Origin of the sequence: Vibrio sp. 10N.237.312.B06, from assembly GCF_041464685.1 — a bacterium.
GTDB classification, from domain to species: Bacteria; Pseudomonadota; Gammaproteobacteria; order Enterobacterales; family Vibrionaceae; genus Vibrio; species Vibrio tasmaniensis_A.
In genome coordinates this window covers 37946-54434 of sequence record NZ_JBFSPI010000006.1, presented here as the reverse complement: position 1 = coordinate 54434, position 16489 = coordinate 37946, and the positions used below count along the sequence as shown (strand labels likewise).

Sequence of the window (16489 nt, the reverse complement as noted above, 5' to 3'; positions counted from 1 at the left end):
TTGGTCGCAAGGATGATGACCGGCGAATTTATCAACCCCATGCGGTAGGATACCCATGGACGTTTAATTATTGAAGATTAAATAATGACTGAATCTTTTGCTCAACTCTTTGAAGAGTTTCTATCTGAAACTGAATTCCAACAAGGCAGCATCGTTAAAGGTACTGTAGTAGCTATCGAGAACGGTTACGTTCTTGTAGACGCTGGTCTTAAGTCTGAATCTGCTATCCCTGCTGAACAATTCAAGAACGCTGCTGGCGAACTTGAAGTTGAAGTTGGTGCTGAAGTAGACGTAGCTCTAGACGCTGTTGAAGATGGTTTCGGTGAAACTCAACTTTCTCGTGAGAAAGCTAAGCGTCACGAAGCTTGGATCGTACTTGAGAAAGCTTGTGAAGAAGCTGAAACTGTTGTTGGTATCATCAACGGTAAAGTTAAAGGCGGTTTCACTGTTGAACTTAACGGTATCCGTGCTTTCCTTCCAGGTTCTCTAGTAGACGTACGTCCTATCCGTGACACTGCTCACCTAGAAAACAAAGAGCTAGAGTTCAAAGTAATCAAGCTAGACCAGAAGCGTAACAACGTTGTTGTTTCTCGTCGTGCTGTTATCGAATCTGAAAACAGTGTTGAGCGTGACGAACTTCTTGAAACTCTACAAGAAGGTACTGAAGTTAAAGGTATCGTTAAGAACCTTACTGACTACGGTGCATTCGTTGATCTTGGCGGTGTTGACGGTCTTCTACATATCACAGATATGGCTTGGAAGCGCGTTAAGCACCCATCAGAGATCGTTAACGTTGGTGACGAAATCCTAGTTAAAGTTCTTAAGTTCGATCGTGAGCGCACTCGTGTTTCACTAGGTCTTAAGCAACTAGGCGAAGATCCATGGGTAGCAATCGCTAAGCGTTACCCAGAAGGTCACAAGCTTTCTGGTCGTGTTACAAACCTAACTGACTACGGCTGCTTCGTTGAAATCGAAGAAGGCGTTGAAGGTCTAGTACACGTTTCTGAAATGGATTGGACTAACAAGAACATCCACCCTTCTAAAGTTGTTAATGTTGGCGACGAAGTTGAGGTTATGGTTCTTGATATCGACGAAGAACGTCGTCGTATCTCTCTAGGTCTGAAACAGTGTAAAGCTAACCCATGGCAGTCATTTGCAGAAATGCAAGCTAAGGGCGACAAAGTTACTGGTAAGATCAAGTCTATCACTGACTTTGGTATCTTCATCGGTCTAGAAGGCGGTATCGACGGTCTTGTACACCTATCTGACATTTCTTGGAACGCTGCCGGCGAAGAAGCTGTACGTGAATACAAGAAAGGCGACGAAATCTCTGCTGTTGTTCTAGCAGTAGATGCAGAGCGTGAGCGTATTTCTCTTGGCGTTAAGCAAATGGAAAACGACCCGTTCAACGCATACGTTGCTGACAACAAGAAAGGTGTTCTTGTAAACGGTACTGTAACTGCAGTTGACGCTAAAGGCGCTACTATCGAGCTAATCGAAGGCGTTGAAGGCTACCTACGTGCTTCTGAAGTTTCTCGTGACCGTATCGAAGATGCATCTCTAATCCTAAGCGTTGGCGACAGCGTTGAAGCGAAGTTCACTGGTGTAGACCGTAAGAACCGCGTAATCAACCTATCTATCAAAGCTAAAGATGAAGCTGATGAGCAAGAAGCAATGGCTTCACTGAACAAGTCTGATGAAGGCGCGTTCGGTAACGCAATGGCAGACGCATTCAAAGCTGCTAAAGGCGAATAATAGCTTCTCATTAAGAGAATTATAGCTATCTAGCCAAGAAAGGAGCCGTAAGGCTCCTTTTTTTTTGCTTATTTTTCCTATAGGTCTATAATTTCTAAAAAGAAAACCAACGAGGGTAACTATGACTAAGTCTGAATTGATTGAAAGACTGTGCGCTGAGCAAACGCATCTTTCTGCAAAAGAAATTGAAGACGCTGTAAAAGACATTTTAGAGCACATGGCTTCAACACTAGAAAGTGGTGATCGAATCGAAATTCGCGGCTTTGGCAGCTTTTCTCTGCATTACCGTGAACCTCGTGTTGGACGTAATCCTAAAACTGGTGACAAGGTTGAGTTGGAAGGTAAATACGTTCCTCACTTCAAACCAGGTAAAGAGCTACGCGAACGAGTAAACTCAGGGTTGTAGGCTACTTATCGGAATTAAGAAAAGCGGCATACTATAATGTATGCCGCTTTTTTATGACCATAATATGGTGGTCTGATTAGTAATTTTCCTGCATAATCGTACAGCTAACTAATCAATGAGTGATGAACTATGAAAATTATAAAAATAGTCGCTGTTATCGCACTTTTCCTAATGGCACTGGCTTTAGGCTCTCAAAACCAAACAATTGTGAATTTCAATTATTTGCTAGCGCAAGGTGACTTCCACCTGTCAAGCTTGCTAGGTGTTGTATTCGTTTCAGGTTTTGCTCTTGCTTGGCTAGTCTTTGGAAATATGCACATGCGATCTCAACTAAAAATTCATCGCTTGAAGAAGCAACTCAATAAGCAATCAAAGCAGGTCGCTGCTGAAACTAAAGCTTAAAGGCCATATTTGATGTTAGAGTTACTGTTCTTACTTTTGCCCATCGCAGCCGCTTATGGTTGGTATATGGGTAATCGTAATGCTCAGCAAGAAAAACAAAAGCAATCACACCAGATCTCCCGCCAATACGTGACGGGTTTGAACCTATTACTGTCAGACCAATCTGACAAAGCGGTTGATCACTTCATTGAGTTACTTCAAGTAGACAATGAAACCATCGATACTCACTTGGCTTTGGGCAACTTGTTCCGCTCAAGAGGCGAAGTCGACCGCGCTATTCGTATTCACCAAAATCTTATCTCTCGGTCTGGGCTTACTCTCGATCAAAAAAACCTCGCATTGCAACAATTAGCTAAAGACTATACGGTCTCAGGCTTTCTTGATCGCGCAGAGAAAATTTTTGAACAGCTTGTAGAAGAGCCTGATCATAAAGAAGGCGCTTTACAGCAGTTGGTTGCCATTTATCAGCAAACGCGTGAGTGGAATAAAGCGATTCATTACGGGAATATCTTAGTTAAGCTGAGCAAGAAGAAAATGAAGACGCGTGCGATGGTTGCACACTTCTGGTGTGAGCTTGCGATGCAAGAACAAGCCGACGGCAACCGCCCTAAAGCGCTTCAGCACTTCAAGAAGGCCCTTTCAGAAGACCCTAAATGTGTTCGAGCCAGTATTGCTTTAGGAAAATTCTATTTAGCCAATGAAGATTATCACAAGACAATTACTTATTTAGAGTCAGTTCTCGAGCAAGATATCGACTTCATTAGTGAAGTCCTGACAACGCTTGCTGAGTGTTACCACAAACTTGGACAAGAAGCGCAGTTGGTCGAGTTCCTTAAAGCGTGTATTCAGAAGAAAGCCGGTGTTTCCGCTGAGTTGATGCTGGCTCAACTCGTTGCCGACCATGAAGATGTTGGCTCTGCTCAAGAGCTACTGACAAAGCAGCTTGTTAAAAACCCAACCATGAAAGGTTTTTATCGATTAATTGATTATCACCTAGAGGAAGCGGAAGAAGGTAGAGCCAAAGACAGCTTAACAACGCTTCAATCTATGGTTGGTGAACAACTCAAGGTTAAGCCTCATTACCGATGCCGTCAGTGTGGTTTCTCAACTCACTCAATGTATTGGCACTGCCCTTCATGTAAGGGGTGGGGAACGATCAAGCCTATTCGTGGGCTTGATGGTGAATAGATTTGTGGTCATTTTAAGACCAAATTATTAATTGCAGCTTTCGGGCTGCATTTTTATGACTGTTATTTATGGCCTGATTGGTATAAATATTTTGTAGAAAGTTAACTGCGTTAGGAGATGAAATGAACGACCAAAAAATCATTGTAGCATTGGATTATGATAACCAAGCGGATGCGTTAGCCTTTGTCGATCGTATTGACCCAGCATCTTGCCGCCTAAAAGTGGGCAAAGAGATGTTTACTCTGTTTGGCCCTGAATTTGTTCGTGAATTACATAAACGTGGTTTCTCTGTGTTTTTGGACCTTAAGTTCCACGATATCCCGAACACATGTTCAAAGGCGGTACGTGCTGCCGCTGAGATGGGCGTGTGGATGGTGAACGTGCACGCGAGTGGTGGCGAGCGTATGATGACGGCTTCTCGTGAAATTTTGGAACCATATGGTAAAGATCGTCCATTGTTAATCGGTGTGACGGTACTAACCAGTATGGAGCAATCTGACTTAGCGGGTATCGGTCTGGATCTAGAGCCACAGCAACAAGTGATGCGCTTAGCGTCTTTGACTAAAAACTCAGGCCTAGACGGTGTTGTATGTTCTGCACAAGAGGCTTCTTTGCTCAAAGGTGCACTTGGTCAGGAGTTCAAACTAGTAACTCCAGGTATTCGTCCTGTAGGAGCTGATGTCGGTGATCAGAAGCGTATCATGACGCCTTCTAAGGCGATTGAGTCAGGTTCTGACTATCTTGTTATCGGTCGTCCAATTACTCAAGCAGCAGACCCTGCATCAGTACTTGCTGAAATCAACGGCACGCTAGCTTAAGCTTATCATTAAGTCGTAATTCCAATAAAGAAGGCCAGCAATTTGCTGGCCTTCTTATAGGTGTACTAAATACAGAATTGGTCTGGAGTAGACTTGTTCTAAACGGCTTAAACCGGAGCGCCACTATGAAACTTAAAGTCGCTGTCTTCTGAAGTGATAAGTTCTGCTTCAACTTGCGCAAAATGAGCAATACGCTCAGAGATATCTTTACCGGCGATTTGTTCTGCGAGTTCAAGATAGTCTTGATAGTGACGAGCTTCTGAACGAAGTAGAGATACGTAAAACTTTTCCATGTCTTCTTCTAAGAAAGGAGCCAGTTTAGCAAAGCGTTCACAAGAGCGAGCTTCAATAAATGCACCAATAATAAGCTTATCAACCAGAGCATCAGGTTCGTAAGTTTTAACTTGCTTGATTAAACCTTTAGCGTAGCGGCCCGCCTCGATCGGTTGATAAGTCACGCCTTTTTTTACCATCAATTCCATCACTTGGTAGAAGTGATGCAGCTCTTCTTTGATCAGCAATACCATTTTATCGATCAAGTCAGCACCGTAATTACAGCCTTCTTTCGCTGTAATTTGCTTTGATACATTACTTTTACCACGTAGAGATTCCAAGTCTCCAATACGACGGTAAGCAAATTGCTCGTAGGGCAAAATCCACTCATTCAGTTGCTTCGCGCTTTCTTTATCTACCGCATATTTACGGATAAGGAACAAAGCACTTTGAGCTGCTTTAAGTTCACAAAGCATGTGATCGCGTAGAATGATATGAAGGTTTTCAGGCTTCTTGGCTTCATCTATCCATGAATCTGGCGTTTCAGCTTTAAGAAAAGAGTGTATAGGGGCTAATAATTCTTGATACATGGTAAGGGCAAGTTTGTTGATAATGCGGGATTTTATCACAGCTTAAGAGATCCCCCTATACGGAGAAAGGAAATTCCACAGGTACAAAAAAGGCCGCTAATTTAATTTAAATAGAGCGGCCTTTAAATGTTGAGTTAGAGCGTTACCATTTTTTCTTCTGACCGAATAGAGCATCCATGTCATCTTCACGCTCTTTCGATTCCATCTGCTGTAAATCTTCTGCGTTTTTATTTAGGCGCTTCTGATCAAGATCGTCAAGCATCTGTTGTAGCTTGTCTTTCGCTTGATTGGAGTATGCGTCATTTTTAGTGGCTAATGCATCGATGCCTTTGCGCAACAGTTGAATCGCTGTGCCAGGCTGTCCACGAGATATCGAGTCATTTGCACGTTTGATAACATTCTCGATGTTGATGCGAATTTGGATTGTTTCTAAGCGAGCGTTTTCAACCACAAAAGCTTGAGTATTAAAACGTCCTTTATTGTGCTCGTTACGAACCGTGTCACGCAAGCGTTTAACTAGCTTAAGCATCATGATTGCTTGTTTGTCACTACTAGGCATGCGAAAAGCGGTGCTTTCGCCCCCTTGGTGATTCTCTTTAAGCTGAGTTATTTGTTGCTTTACGCTTTCGATGCGTTGGGCAAGCTGCTTATTTTTAGGATCGAGTTCATACATATTAACTAATGCATCAAGAATTCGATTGTTTAAGCATATAAGAAGATCTTGGCTAAACGGCATGTGGTGAGCATTGCCAATTAACTCTTCTGTTCCGTCTATAATGGTTAGATAACGAGAAGCTTCCTGTTTCTTCGTTGTTTCTACCTTAACTTTGTATTGAAGCATGATGTTGTAGCCTAAAACCAACACCAAAAGCACGGCTACCAAGGCGATTATTAAACCAATATTCATATATTTGTGTCTGCTTATTGTTTTCTATAGCTAACTAGAGAGGATACACGATTCCATTGTGTATAGGCACTTGTAAATTACAATTTTTGATTATCTCTTGTTGAGCGCAATCGGCAATCAAAATTTACTAACTAATGTGTGAGAATGAGGAGTGGCTTACAAAGCGTCAGTGATATTTTTATTTGTTACGCTTTAAAAGCTCGATATTTCTGTCATTTTAGTTCTCGAAGCGTTATAACTATTAATTATATTACACGAGACTATAACGCTCTATTTGCAAATAAGTTAGCGCAGAAATGAGTAAAGGATTACGAGGTTAGATATGAAGTTACAGCAACTGAAGTACATTGTTGAGGTTCTAAACCATAACCTAAATGTTTCAGCGACAGCAGAGAGTTTGTACACATCTCAGCCCGGCATAAGTAAACAGGTTAGATTACTTGAAGACGAGCTAGGCATTCAAATATTTGAGCGTAGCGGTAAGCATTTAACTCAGGTTACACAAGCCGGTGAGGATATTATTCGTATCTCTCAAGAGATTTTGGCTCGTGTTGAGAGTATTAAAGCGGTTGCGGGTGAGCACACTCATCCTGAGATGGGCACATTGAATATTTCAACCACTCATACTCAAGCTCGTTATGCACTCCCTGATGTGATTAAAGGTTTCACTGCGCGTTATCCAAAAGTGTCGCTTCACATGCATCAAGGCACGCCAAGCCAGATGTCAGAAGCGGTAGCTAAGGGTACAGCGAACTTTGCGATTGCAACGGAAGCGCTACACCTTTATCAAGATGCAATTATGCTGCCTTGTTATCATTGGAACCGTTCGATCGTGGTAACGAAAGATCACCCTCTTGCACAGAAACGAAATATCTCGATTGAAGATCTTGCCGCTTATTCTCTCGTGACTTATGTATTTGGTTTTACTGGCCGTTCCGAGCTTGATACAGCATTTAACAAAGTAGGCTTAACACCGCGTGTTGTGTTTACCGCGACGGATGCTGATGTAATTAAAACTTATGTTCGGATGGGGATCGGGGTGGGTGTGATCGCAAGCATGGCGATTGACCACGAGCAAGATACAGACTTGGTTGCTATTGACGCGAGCTATCTATTTGGTGCTAGCACCACAAGCATTGGCTTTAGAAAAGGCACTTTCCTGCGTTCTTACATGTTTGACTTTATGGAGCGTTTTGCACCGCACTTAACTCGCCCAGTAGTTGAGCAAGCTATTTCTTTGAAATCGAATGAAGAGATCGAAGAGATGTTTAAAGACATCGACTTACCCGTTCGCTAAGGGTCATAGTCTTACCTAGATTCTCAATTCGGCCTGTTTACAGGCCGTTTTCATTTAAGCTCATTTGTGGTTTTATTGCTGGTAGGTTGTCTTTATACAACCTCAATTTGTAACCTTCCTTTCCATTTAGGCCTCTTACCCCTACAATCATCGCACCATAGGGGGAAGCATGCATTCACGATTCAAAATACTCGATTCATTTTTGCTAGAGCACCAGATTTACTGGCGTTCAGAGCCTTTTCACCTATGCCAAACTCACGATCAGCCATGGACAGACGTGAACCTTCCACTTGTCGATTGGTTAGATGGTTTGAGTATTGAACGCATTCAAACGCTAAAAGAACAGCCTCAAGTTCTGATTTCGGAACTTATGCGTTTTCTCCCAGAGTTAGGGAATGCCAATCAACACATCCAGTTTGATAATTCGGCTTTAGTTGGGCTTGATCTTCCGCGCGGTACTGCCGATGGTATCCCCGGCAGAAAGCTGCAACAAATCGTCGCGATGGGAGAGGCTTCATTAAAAGAGCATCATGGTAAAGAGTGGCTTGAATGGTGTTCTGGCAAAGGCTTTCTCGGTCGAATCTTATCTCAGCAATCAGATCAAAAGGTCACTAGCTTTGAGTGGCAACAGTCACTGTGTGAAAGCGGGCAAAAGATTGCAGATGACCAGAAACTAGAGATGGACTTTGTTCAAGGTGACGCGTTTTCAAAAGATGCAGATCGGGTGTTTAACTCAAACCAACATGCTGTTGCTCTTCATGCTTGTGGTGACCTTCATGTCGAATTAGTGAAAAAATCTGTTTCACATGGGCTTCCTGCAGTCACCATTTCTCCATGTTGCTACCACCTTATTCGCGATGAAAGCTACCAAGCGATGTCATCCGTTGCGAAAAGCTCAGCATTAACGTTGAGCAAGAGCGACTTAAGAATCCCGCTTCAAGAAACCGTCACTGGTGGTGAAAGAGTAAAAAGACACCGTCAGTCAGAAATGAGTTACCGATTAGGCTTTAGCCAACTACTTAAGGGTGAGCTTGGTGTCGACGAGTACATTCCTGTACCAAGCATCAAGAAATCGGAGCTATCCGCAGGCTTTGAATCATTTTGTTGCTGGGCATCTGAAGTGAAAGATATATCGCTGGGTTCAGATATTGATTTTGACTCTTATTTAATTCAAGGCGAAGCGCTTTTCTGGGAAATGGAAAAGCTGAGTTTAGTTCAACAAGTCTTTAGAAGACCTTTAGAGGTATGGTTGGCCTTGGATCGTGCCATTTATCTGCAAGAACAAGGTTATCAAGCTTCGATTGAAGAGTTCTGCGAACGTAGTATAACGCCAAGAAACCTATTGATTCATGGGGTTAAGATCGAGCGCTAACGGTAAACAGCACTGGTACGTGTTGTTACGATCTAACATCATGAATGCAAAATAAAGTTATAAATACAAAAAAATGATAAATACAAAAAAGCCAGCGCGACATAATGTCGTACTGGCTTTTTGTTTAATGTGTCTGAATTAACTGAACGCTTCAACGAGAAGGTTATTGCGTTCAGTTAGCCATTACATCATTAGTTAAACATCGCGATTGCTTCTGCAGGCGCTACGTATTCTAGGTCAAAGCTTTCTGCAACTTCTTTACAAGTCACTTTACCGTGGATTACGTTTAGACCTTCTAGGAAACCTTCATCAGATAGAAGTGCTTCGCGGTAACCTTTGTTCGCTAGCTTAACAATGTAAGGAAGTGTTGCATTGTTTAGTGCGTAAGTAGAAGTACGAGCAACGGCACCTGGCATGTTAGCAACACAGTAGTGAACTACGTCATCAACGATGTAAGTTGGATCGGCATGAGTTGTCGCGTGTGAAGTTTCGAAACAACCACCTTGGTCGATTGCAACGTCAACAACTGCTGAACCTGGCTTCATCTTAGCGATGTGATCTTTTGTAACAAGTTTAGGAGCGGCTGCGCCTGGGATTAGTACTGCACCAATCACTAGGTCTGCTTCTAGAACATGCTTCTCAATAGCGTCTTCAGTAGAATAAACCACTTTTGCGCGACCTTGGAATTCTTCATCAAGACGACGAAGCGTATCTACGTTGCGATCAAGAATGGTTACGTCTGCACGAAGGCCAACAGCCATACGTGCTGCGTTAGCACCAACAACACCGCCGCCAACAACAACAACTTTTGCTGGCTCAACACCTGGAACGCCGCCAAGAAGAAGACCACAACCACCGTTAGATTTCTCTAGTGTTTGTGCACCTGCTTGAATAGACATGCGACCAGCGACTTCAGACATTGGTGCTAATAGTGGCAAGCGACCCATATTATCTGTTACAGTCTCATAGGCTACGCAGACAGCTTTGCTCTTGATTAGCTCTTCCGTTTGTGGAAAATCTGGTGCAAGGTGTAAATAGGTAAATAATATTTGCCCTTCGCGAAGCATAGCTCGCTCGACAGCTTGAGGTTCTTTAACCTTTACAATCATTTCTGCTTTCGCGAAAACGTCAGCAGCAGTAGGAAGAATGGATGCGCCTACAGCGATGTAATCATCGTCTGAAAAACCGATACCATTACCGGCATTGGTTTCTACAAAAACTTGGTGGCCGTGTGAGATTAGTTCTCTCACGCTAGCTGGGGTCATACCAACGCGGTATTCGTGGTTCTTGATTTCCTTAGGTACGCCAATGATCATCCTGACTCCTCATTTTATTTTGGTTGTTTTATCTATGTGTAGGGTAATTCTGTCGAATTAATATCTAGTATAGATATGTTTAAGTAAAATTTGATACTGAATATTAAAAAGTTGTAGTATATTTTTTTGCAAGGAAGTAATAAGGTGGAATAAAAAATGGCAGACAATTATAAGAAGCCGTCCAAGGAACTAGATCGTATTGACCGCAACATTCTTAATGAGTTGCAAAAAGACGGTCGTATCTCAAACGTTGAACTCTCAAAACGAGTAGGACTTTCTCCAACTCCATGTCTTGAGCGTGTTCGTCGTTTAGAGCGTCAAGGTTACATTACTGGGTACACAGCATTGCTGAACCCACAGTACCTTGATGCTTCACTTTTAGTGTTTGTTGAAATTACGTTGAACCGTGGTGCGCCAGATGTGTTCGAACAATTCAACACCGCTGTGCAGAAACTGGATGACATCCAAGAGTGTCATTTAGTGTCGGGTGATTTTGACTATCTTCTAAAAACACGTGTATCTGATATGGGTGCTTACCGTAAGCTACTGGGTGATACGTTACTTCGTCTACCAGGCGTAAACGACACTCGAACTTACGTTGTAATGGAAGAAGTGAAACAAACCAATCAACTTGTGATTAAAACTCGTTAATCACAATTGGTGAAATGAAAGAAAGCGGACATTTGTTCCGCTTTCTTGCTTTCTGGAATTGGGTTTTTCTGTTTGATATGGTTAAATCAACAGTAGTTTCATTGAAACGAGCGGCTATTGCCGCTCGAGATGTTTTTATCCCGTTTAATTATTAAGTTGGTTTATGTTCAAGCAGAGCAGTAATAAAGTAGAAACAATCATTAAAACGAGTGAAGAGCCTCAGTCTCCTCGTTTAAGTGGTTCTCAACGTCTAAAAGAGTGCAGCCTAATTCTAGGTGTTCTCTTCTCTATTCTACTTGCCGTTGCGTTATTAACTTTTAGCCCTGCTGACCCATCATGGTCGCAAACGGCTTGGGGTGGTGATATTCAAAATGCAGGAGGCTACGTAGGTGCATGGTTGGCGGATACGCTTTTCTTTGTGTTTGGTTCTTTAGCTTATCCTTTACCTATCTTGGTGACGGTTGCTGCGTGGGTATTATTCCGTAAACGTAATGAAGATGAGCAGATCGATTTCATGCTGTGGGGTACTCGTTTACTTGGACTGACTGTCCTTATTCTTACTAGTTGTGGTTTAGCGGATATCAACTTCGATGATATTTGGTACTTTTCATCTGGTGGTGTAGTCGGTGATGTATTAACAAGTCTTGCACTTCCAACGCTGAACGTTCTGGGCAGTACGTTGGTTCTTCTTTTCTTATGGGGAGCTGGCTTTACCCTATTAACGGGCATTTCTTGGTTAAGTATTGTTGAATGGTTAGGCGAGTGTGCAATCAAATTCTTTACGTCAGCCGTTAATAAGGCGCGCGGCCAAGATCAAGAGCTGCTTGAACCTCAGTTAACAGAATCGGCAGACCGCGATTTAATCGAAGAACGTCATCAAGAGCCGAGTTACCGTGATGTTCCTGCTTTAGAAGATAACAAAGAATCAAAAGAGCATGATCTACTAGATCCTGCGATGAGCTTCTCAGCGACCAATGAGTCTTCAGATAAGACTGAAGAGTCGTTGGACAATACAGCAACACCGAAGCGCCATTATAATATTCATATGCCAATAGAAGCGGCCGTTAAGCAAGATGCTTCTGTTCATGAACAACCTCAGGTTCAGCCTCAAGCTATAATTGAGCCAGAACAGTCGATCTCGGCAGTTCCTACTTACCAACAGCCAGAAGAGCCTTTGGAAGAGGGTGTTGAGCGCTCGAAGCAGTTGAATGCAACGATAGAGCAGCTAGAAAATGCAGCAATGTATGAAGATGATCTAGCGGCTCAAGAGCAAGTTGACGCACATGAATCTCAGGTTGCGTATCAACAATACATGCAAAACGAACAAGCAGAAGTTAGTCCAACTCATAGTGACTTTGATAGTGCTGAAACAGCAACGGATAGTTCCTCTGAAGTCGAGGGTGAACTCGGTGCAGAAGACGTTCAGCCTGAATCTTTATATGCTTCGCCAGTGGATGAAACAGAAGAAACAATCGAAGACGATTCTTCTGTGCAAGCATCTCCGTTTGATATGGCGGAAGAGCAAGATGAACAAGCTTCAGTGTTCCAACCTGTATCGATTGAAGATGTTAATACTGAGCAACAAGAGCCTTTCGCTGCCCAACAAGGTAATGCTGAGTTTGAGCAAACTAACGAACAAGCTCAAGAGCAGGCTGTTGATCTTCCATGGGAAGAGGTCACGGAAGATGAGTCTGTGCACCAAGACCAAGATGTAGCAGCATTCCAAAATCTGGTATCTGAAGCGCAAGCGAATATGGCGGCGACACAAAACCCGTTCTTGGTACAGCAAGATGTGAATTTGCCCAAACCTGCCGAGCCATTGCCAACACTTGAGCTGTTGTTCCACCCTGAAAAACGTGAAACCTTTATTGACCGCGATGCACTAGAGGCGATTGCTCGTCTTGTAGAATCGAAGCTAGCGGACTACAAGATAAAGGCAGATGTGGTTGATATCTTCCCTGGCCCTGTCATCACTCGATTCGAACTCGATCTGGCTCCTGGCGTGAAAGTGAGCCGTATTTCTGGTCTTTCTATGGACTTAGCGCGTTCACTTTCTGCATTGGCAGTACGTGTCGTAGAGGTAATACCGGGTAAACCTTATGTTGGTTTGGAATTGCCGAATATGAGCCGTCAAACCGTATTCTTCTCCGATGTGGTAGGTAGCCCTCAGTTCCAAGAAGCGACGTCACCAACGACCGTTGTTCTAGGACAAGATATTGCAGGTGAAGCGGTTATTGCTGATTTATCGAAGATGCCACACGTACTGGTTGCAGGTACCACCGGCTCTGGTAAATCGGTGGGTGTGAACGTGATGATCTTGAGTATGCTTTACAAGGCATCGCCTGAAGACGTTCGTTTCATCATGATTGACCCGAAAATGTTGGAATTGTCTATCTATGAAGGTATTCCACATCTATTGTCTGAAGTCGTTACCGACATGAAAGATGCGTCTAACGCCCTTCGTTGGTGTGTTGGCGAAATGGAACGTCGTTATAAACTGATGTCGGCACTTGGTGTTCGTAACATTAAAGGCTACAACGACAAATTGAAGATGGCTGCGGAAGCGGGTCACCCAATTCATGATCCTCTGTGGAAACCGGGCGACAGCATGGACCCTGAAGCACCATTATTGGAAAAACTGCCTTACATCGTAGTTGTCGTCGATGAATTCGCCGATTTAATCATGGTAGTTGGTAAGAAAGTTGAAGAATTGATTGCTCGTTTGGCACAAAAAGCACGTGCGGCGGGTGTTCACTTGATCCTAGCGACTCAGCGCCCGTCAGTGGATGTTATTACGGGTCTTATTAAAGCCAATATCCCGACACGTGTAGCCTTTACCGTATCAACCAAAACAGACTCTCGAACCATTCTTGACCAAGGTGGTGCTGAGTCACTACTTGGTATGGGTGATATGTTGTACTTGCCACCGGGTTCAAGCCACACAACTCGTGTACACGGCGCATTTGCATCTGATGATGATGTACACGCGGTCGTGAATAACTGGAAAGCACGCGGTAAGCCAAACTATATTGAAGAGATTACGAACGGCGACCAAACCCCAGAAACACTGTTACCAGGTGAGAAAATGGAAGGCGATGAAGAAGTCGATCCTCTGTTTGATCAAGTTGTCGAACACGTTGTCCATTCACGTCGTGGTTCAGTTTCTGGTGTGCAACGTCGATTTAAGATCGGCTACAACCGTGCAGCACGAATTGTTGAGCAGCTTGAAGCTCAAGGCATTGTGAGTGCTCCAGGCCATAACGGTAACCGTGAAGTCTTAGCGCCAGCGCCACCAAAAGATTAGTTCCAATAGGAACTCATAACTATTCAGTCGGTCAAAACCAAAACATGACCGACTTATGTTCTAACAGGATTATTGATGAAAAAAGTATTCGCACTTTTATTTATGAGCTTCTCAGTATTTGCTTCTCCGAAAGAAGAGTTGAGTAGCCGCTTGTCGCTGAATGCAGGTTTTAGCGCTGACTTTAAACAAGTTGTCACCAGCCCTGACGGTGATGTTGTGATGGAAGGCGAGGGCACAGTAGAGATTGCACGCCCTAGCTTGTTCCGTTGGGAAACGACTTTCCCTGATGAAAACCTATTGGTCTCTGATGGTCAAAGCTTGTGGTACTACAGTCCGTTCATTGAACAAGTGAGCATTTACTGGCAAGAACAAGCCACATCGCAAACGCCATTTGTATTGCTGACTCGTAACCAAGAAAGCGATTGGGACAACTACAACGTCGCGCAAACGGGTAACCAATTTACGCTAACGCCAACGGCTGTGGACTCTAATCAGGGCGATTTCCAGATTAACATCACCGAGAAAGGCATTGTTCAGGGCTTTAATGTGATTGAACAAGACGGCCAAAAAGGTGAGTTTACCTTTAACAATGTTGACTTAGGTAAACCTGCTGCTGACCGCTTTACTTTTGTGGCGCCGGAAGGTGTCGAGGTCGACGACCAAAGAAACTGATCCAAACTGGCAGATCGTTTGGTAGTAAGTCGATAGGTATTGATGCCATCAACGAATCAAGAGATTGCAATTGAGTAATTACAGCTTAGATTTTGCGGGGGACGAAGATTTTCGTCCCCTTGCTGCTCGTATGAGACCTGAAACTGTTGAACAGTATATTGGTCAGCAGCATATATTAGGTCCAGGTAAACCCCTTCGCAGAGCGTTGGAGGCTGGCCATATCCACTCCATGATTTTATGGGGGCCTCCGGGCACCGGTAAAACCACGCTGGCAGAAGTGGCAGCTAATTACGCCAATGCAGAAGTCGAGCGCGTGTCAGCAGTGACTTCGGGTGTAAAAGACATTCGTATCGCCATTGAAAAAGCGCGTGAGAACAAGCAAGCAGGGCGTAGAACGATTCTATTTGTGGACGAAGTCCATCGCTTTAATAAAAGTCAGCAAGATGCGTTCTTACCTCATATCGAAGATGGCACGGTTACGTTTATCGGCGCGACCACAGAAAACCCTTCTTTTGAGTTAAACAACGCTTTGTTATCACGTGCGCGTGTCTACAAACTGACTTCGCTTAATACTGAGGATATCTCTCTCGTCATTCGCCAAGCGATTGAAGATAAACAGCGCGGGTTGGGTGATGTGTCTGCCGACTTTGCTGATAACGTCTTAGATCGCCTCGCTGAACTGGTCAACGGTGACGCACGTATGTCGCTCAACTATCTTGAGCTGCTGTATGACATGGCGGAAGACAACGATAAGGGCGATAAAGCGATAACCTTGCAGTTGTTAGCTGAAGTGGCTGGTGAGAAGGTTGCTCGTTTCGATAACAAGGGCGATATTTGGTACGACCTAATCTCTGCCGTTCACAAGTCGATTCGTGGCTCTAATCCCGATGCCGCGTTGTATTGGTCGGCGCGAATGATTGCAGCGGGCTGTGACCCTTTGTATATCGTAAGACGCTTGCTGGCGATTGCTTCTGAAGATATTGGTAATGCTGACCCAAGAGCAATGCAGGTCGCAATGTCGGCTTGGGATTGCTTCACGCGTATTGGCCCAGCAGAAGGGGAGCGTGCGATTGCGCAGGCGGTTGTCTATCTAGCGTGTGCGCCAAAGAGTAACGCTGTTTACACGGCTTGGAAGCAAGCTTTAACGGATGCGCATAATCTTCCTGAATATGAAGTCCCTCATCATTTACGTAATGCACCCACAACTTTGATGAAGGACATGGGCTACGGGCAAGAATACCGTTATGCTCATGATGAACCAGGTGCCTACGCCGCTGGAGAAAAGTATTTGCCGCCTGAAATGGGCGAAACACAATACTATTTCCCAACAAAACGAGGCTTAGAGACCAAAATTGGCGAGAAGCTAGATTATCTGGCGGATTTGGACGCAAAAAGCCCACAAAAACGCTATGAAAAGTAGTCTTTTTTGGATATCGTTACCTAGTCATAAAAATTCAATTAAATCGTTACAAATTGGTCGAAATAGCACCAGTTTTAGGGGTTTAGCAGTGATTCAGTAGCAATCTACTGAATATTCA

General features: G+C 43.8%; 14 protein-coding genes. 11 read left to right on the top strand and 3 right to left on the bottom strand.

What is annotated here, in order from left to right; genetic code table 11:
- The first annotated feature begins 84 nt into the window (after nt 1–84).
- The 5 genes from rpsA to pyrF all read left to right on the top strand — a co-directional run bounded on the left by rpsA (nt 85) and on the right by pyrF (nt 4569).
- Entirely contained in the window at nt 85–1755 is a 1671-nt protein-coding gene (gene rpsA, locus AB6C75_RS02875) for a 30S ribosomal protein S1 (RefSeq protein ID WP_012604398.1), read from the top strand.
- Nucleotides 1756–1876: 121 nt separating this feature from the next.
- Nucleotides 1877–2161, top strand: coding sequence for an integration host factor subunit beta (ihfB, locus tag AB6C75_RS02870; protein ID WP_010439923.1), 285 nt, complete (start codon nt 1877–1879; stop codon nt 2159–2161).
- A 129-nt stretch (nt 2162–2290) separates the two neighbouring features.
- A complete protein-coding gene (locus AB6C75_RS02865) occupies nt 2291–2563 on the top strand; it encodes a LapA family protein (RefSeq protein ID WP_012604397.1) in 273 nt (90 codons plus the stop codon).
- A 12-nt stretch (nt 2564–2575) separates the two neighbouring features.
- Nucleotides 2576–3751, top strand: coding sequence for a lipopolysaccharide assembly protein LapB (lapB, locus tag AB6C75_RS02860; protein ID WP_372106788.1), 1176 nt, complete (start codon nt 2576–2578; stop codon nt 3749–3751).
- Nucleotides 3752–3873: 122 nt separating this feature from the next.
- Complete coding sequence (gene pyrF, locus AB6C75_RS02855; RefSeq protein WP_009848861.1) at nt 3874–4569, top strand: orotidine-5'-phosphate decarboxylase; 696 nt, start codon at nt 3874–3876, stop codon at nt 4567–4569.
- A 107-nt stretch (nt 4570–4676) separates the two neighbouring features.
- Here the strand turns inward: pyrF and miaE are convergent, their stop codons facing one another.
- Nucleotides 4677–5471 carry a tRNA isopentenyl-2-thiomethyl-A-37 hydroxylase MiaE gene (gene miaE, locus AB6C75_RS02850; protein WP_012604394.1) on the bottom strand — a complete coding sequence of 265 codons (795 nt, stop codon included), beginning with the start codon at nt 5469–5471 and terminating at the stop codon, nt 4677–4679.
- Between the two features lie 103 nt (nt 5472–5574).
- The gene (locus tag AB6C75_RS02845; RefSeq protein ID WP_009848859.1) at nt 5575–6339 is read right to left on the bottom strand and encodes a hypothetical protein; all 765 of its coding nucleotides are present in this window, start codon (nt 6337–6339) and stop codon (nt 5575–5577) included.
- A gap of 322 nt (nt 6340–6661) precedes the next feature.
- On the opposite strand from AB6C75_RS02845, the gene cysB reads away from it, so the two are divergent.
- Both cysB and AB6C75_RS02835 read left to right on the top strand, forming a co-directional pair.
- Complete coding sequence (gene cysB, locus AB6C75_RS02840) at nt 6662–7636, top strand: HTH-type transcriptional regulator CysB (RefSeq protein WP_372106785.1); 975 nt, start codon at nt 6662–6664, stop codon at nt 7634–7636.
- 169 nt (nt 7637–7805) lie between these two features.
- Nucleotides 7806–9008: a methyltransferase gene (locus AB6C75_RS02835; RefSeq protein WP_372106783.1), complete on the top strand. Its 1203-nt coding sequence runs from the start codon at nt 7806–7808 to the stop codon at nt 9006–9008.
- Nucleotides 9009–9199: 191 nt separating this feature from the next.
- On the opposite strand, the gene ald is transcribed toward AB6C75_RS02835, so the two are convergent.
- Nucleotides 9200–10324: an alanine dehydrogenase gene (gene ald / locus AB6C75_RS02830; protein ID WP_012604392.1), complete on the bottom strand. Its 1125-nt coding sequence runs from the start codon at nt 10322–10324 to the stop codon at nt 9200–9202.
- Nucleotides 10325–10480: 156 nt separating this feature from the next.
- Between ald and lrp the strand changes: the two genes are divergently transcribed.
- The 4 genes from lrp to AB6C75_RS02810 all read left to right on the top strand — a co-directional run bounded on the left by lrp (nt 10481) and on the right by AB6C75_RS02810 (nt 16371).
- Nucleotides 10481–10975 (top strand): leucine-responsive transcriptional regulator Lrp, encoded by a 495-nt coding sequence (gene lrp, locus AB6C75_RS02825; RefSeq protein WP_004734558.1) that lies wholly within the window; start codon nt 10481–10483, stop codon nt 10973–10975.
- 163 nt (nt 10976–11138) lie between these two features.
- Nucleotides 11139–14279, top strand: coding sequence for a DNA translocase FtsK 4TM domain-containing protein (locus AB6C75_RS02820; RefSeq protein WP_372106781.1), 3141 nt, complete (start codon nt 11139–11141; stop codon nt 14277–14279).
- A 75-nt stretch (nt 14280–14354) separates the two neighbouring features.
- Nucleotides 14355–14951: an outer membrane lipoprotein chaperone LolA gene (lolA, locus tag AB6C75_RS02815; RefSeq protein WP_029222615.1), complete on the top strand. Its 597-nt coding sequence runs from the start codon at nt 14355–14357 to the stop codon at nt 14949–14951.
- 64 nt (nt 14952–15015) lie between these two features.
- On the top strand, nt 15016–16371 hold the full coding sequence (locus tag AB6C75_RS02810; RefSeq protein ID WP_372106779.1) for a replication-associated recombination protein A: 1356 nt from the start codon (nt 15016–15018) through the stop codon (nt 16369–16371).
- Nucleotides 16372–16489: the final 118 nt, after the last annotated feature.